Genomic DNA, 2,342 nt, shown 5'->3' on the forward strand with positions numbered 1-2,342 from the left:
CGGTTGCGAATGTCAGCAACAGCAACGCGACGACGGTCGAGCGCTCCGATACAGGCGAGACGACGGGCATGGCCGTGGCAGACCCAGCTATTCGTGCGGCGTCAAGTCCAGCGAGGTGATCGTCGTCATCCTGGTCACCAGCCAGCGACTGCCCGTCCGCTTCAGAAACAACCTGTAGGACAAGTATTTCAACGAGGGGACGTTCTTGGTCAGCGGGCTGGTGGACGTTGTGTTGGTGTAGACAATGACGGCCGCGCTGGTATCGTCCAGCGATTCCACGGCCGCGCCGGTCACCACGGTGCTATTGGTGACCTTTGCCTGCTTGTTGGGGGCCACGATGGTGTCGACGAATTTGCGGTACTGCGCCTCGAAATCGCCGCTGAGATAAGCCGACGCGCGATCGGCGAGGGTATCCATGTTCTCGGGCGTGTAGGTCCACAGCGTGGTGATCGCGTTGGCCGCGGTCCTCGCGACCTTCATTTTGATTGCGGCAGTGGCGCGGTCGTTCAGGTATGGCTGCACGGCGGCACCGGCGAACGCCGCGGAGCCGACGAAGAGCAAGGCGGCCACCACGACGGTGATCGCCGCCCACCTACCGGCGAGCAGCCTCCGCCGCGGGCGAGCGGGCTCCGCGTCCTTCTCTTCAGCCTTCGCGGTGTCGTCATCGTCCTTGGCGTGGTCACCCTCGTCGCCCGTGGATTCTTCTGCCGCAGCGGCCTTTTCACCGCGCTCGGCAGCCTCGTCTGCCGGCGCTTTCGAATCCGCATCGGCGGTCAGATCACCTGCTGCAGGTTGCTGATCTTCCACTGATTCCCTTCCCGCGTCGCGGTGGCCGCCCACCGGTTGGTGTTCTCCAGGACTTGCTTCTCGTCGGGCGATTTCGTCGTGATCGCGGTGGCCACGATGACGCTTACGCTGCCATCGTCGTTCCATCGTTCCACTCCGGCGTCCAGGACAGTGCCGGTGGCGGGCTCCGCCCGAGCAACCTGGAGAAGGATCTCGTTCGCGTTCTTCTGGTACTGCTTGGCGAAGTCGCCGGTCGCCTGGGCCAGAATCCGCGTCACATAGTCGTTGGCATGGAAGGGATCGACGGAGACGAACTTCGTCATGAAGCCCGTCACATAGTTGACCACCTCGCGGTCCTTTGCGGCGGTGCGCGCCGTCGATTGGTGGGAGATCAGCATCAGCGCGCTACCCGTTATCGCCAGCGCCATCAGCGCAGCGGCGACCGCGAAGACCACCGGGAGGATCCAGGGCCGCTCTTTGCCCACCGGCTGCGCGAACAGCAGTGGTTGCTCGCCGGGCGCAAACTTGCGGCGCGGACTCATTTTCCGTTCCCACTCGGTGTGGGTTTGGTCAGCACGGTCAGATCGTCGACGCGCCAACGGTCGTCGCCTTCTTTGGCGAAGGTCACCCGAACGGTGGCACTGATGTAACGCACCTGGGGATCCACACCACGCCGGCCCTGCATGAACATCAACATCGTCGCGCGATCCGGTGACGCCGACTCGATCGAATTATTGGTCACCCAGTACTCGTTGATGACCGGGTTCTTGTTCTTGACCACATCCTGCTGCACGGTGAGCTGACCGCGATACTTGTCGGTCGCCAGCGACCGGGCCCGCGCGAAATCGGCGTCGAGTGACTTGGGGTCGTAGGTCAGCATCTGCGCGACGATCTTGGGGCCCTGGGTCTTGAGCTGCGCGATCGTCTGCTCGGCGCCCCGCTCCTGCGAGTACACCACCGCGTAGCCCAAGGCGGCACCCGCGACGCACAGACCGGCCGCGGTCGACACCGCGATCATGCTCCAGCGCCGGATGCCGGACGGCGCCTCGTGGAGTTCGAGATGTCGCACTTCGGTGCGCAGCAACAAGTCGGCAAAAGTGCGGCGTCGTGAATCCCACAGCGGCCAAAGCCATCCCACTATCGACACGGTGTCCAGCAGGTGCGCCAGTTCCCGCAGCAGCAGAGTCCACGGCCCGGGGGCCTCGCCGTCCCGGTGCACCACCGCGATCCCCACGAGGGCGCGTCCCAGGCTCCAGCCGGTGATCGTCGGCAGCAGCAACCGGTTGACCAACGTCACCAGGACGACGACTCCGATGACGCAAATGCAGACCCACCACCACACGCCGCTCGGCACGGCGCTTGACACCAACGCCATCGTCGCGATCACGGCCATGCTCGGAAAGACGTCGAGGGCGAAGGCGCCTGCACGAGAGTGCCACCGCGCCAACGCGTTCTGGGGTGACTCCTGGACTCCGGTGGTCTGAGTTTCCTCGACCACAACCGTCACTTCGTCACCTGGTCGAGCTTGGATATTCTGTATTGCCCCTCGGCCATGG

The 2,342-nt window shown here is 64.4% G+C and carries 3 protein-coding genes; all 3 read right to left on the reverse strand.

Annotated elements, in window-relative coordinates:
* Window positions 1-87: 87 nt before the first annotated feature.
* From JOZ00_RS01475 to JOZ00_RS01485, 3 genes are read right to left on the reverse strand one after another with little or no spacing between them, the layout of a single operon-like run.
* A complete protein-coding gene (locus tag JOZ00_RS01475; protein ID WP_293338727.1) occupies window positions 88-807 on the reverse strand; it encodes a mammalian cell entry protein in 720 nt (239 codons plus the stop codon).
* A complete protein-coding gene (locus JOZ00_RS01480) occupies window positions 774-1,328 on the reverse strand; it encodes a mammalian cell entry protein (protein ID WP_293338729.1) in 555 nt (184 codons plus the stop codon). The genes JOZ00_RS01475 and JOZ00_RS01480 overlap by 34 nt, the downstream gene beginning before the upstream one ends.
* A complete protein-coding gene (locus JOZ00_RS01485) occupies window positions 1,325-2,293 on the reverse strand; it encodes an RDD family protein (protein WP_293338731.1) in 969 nt (322 codons plus the stop codon). Before JOZ00_RS01485 ends, JOZ00_RS01480 begins: the two co-directional genes overlap by 4 nt.
* Between the last annotated feature and the right edge of the window lie 49 nt (window positions 2,294-2,342).

The sequence above is a fragment of the Mycobacterium sp. genome, assembly GCF_019243155.1.
Taxonomy (GTDB): domain Bacteria; phylum Actinomycetota; class Actinomycetes; order Mycobacteriales; family Mycobacteriaceae; genus Mycobacterium.

Coding starts and splice junctions, on each gene's coding strand:
- JOZ00_RS01480 (WP_293338729.1), bottom strand. CDS start 1,328: ATGAGTCCGCGCCGCAAGTTTGCGCCCGGCGAGCAACCACTGCTGTTC.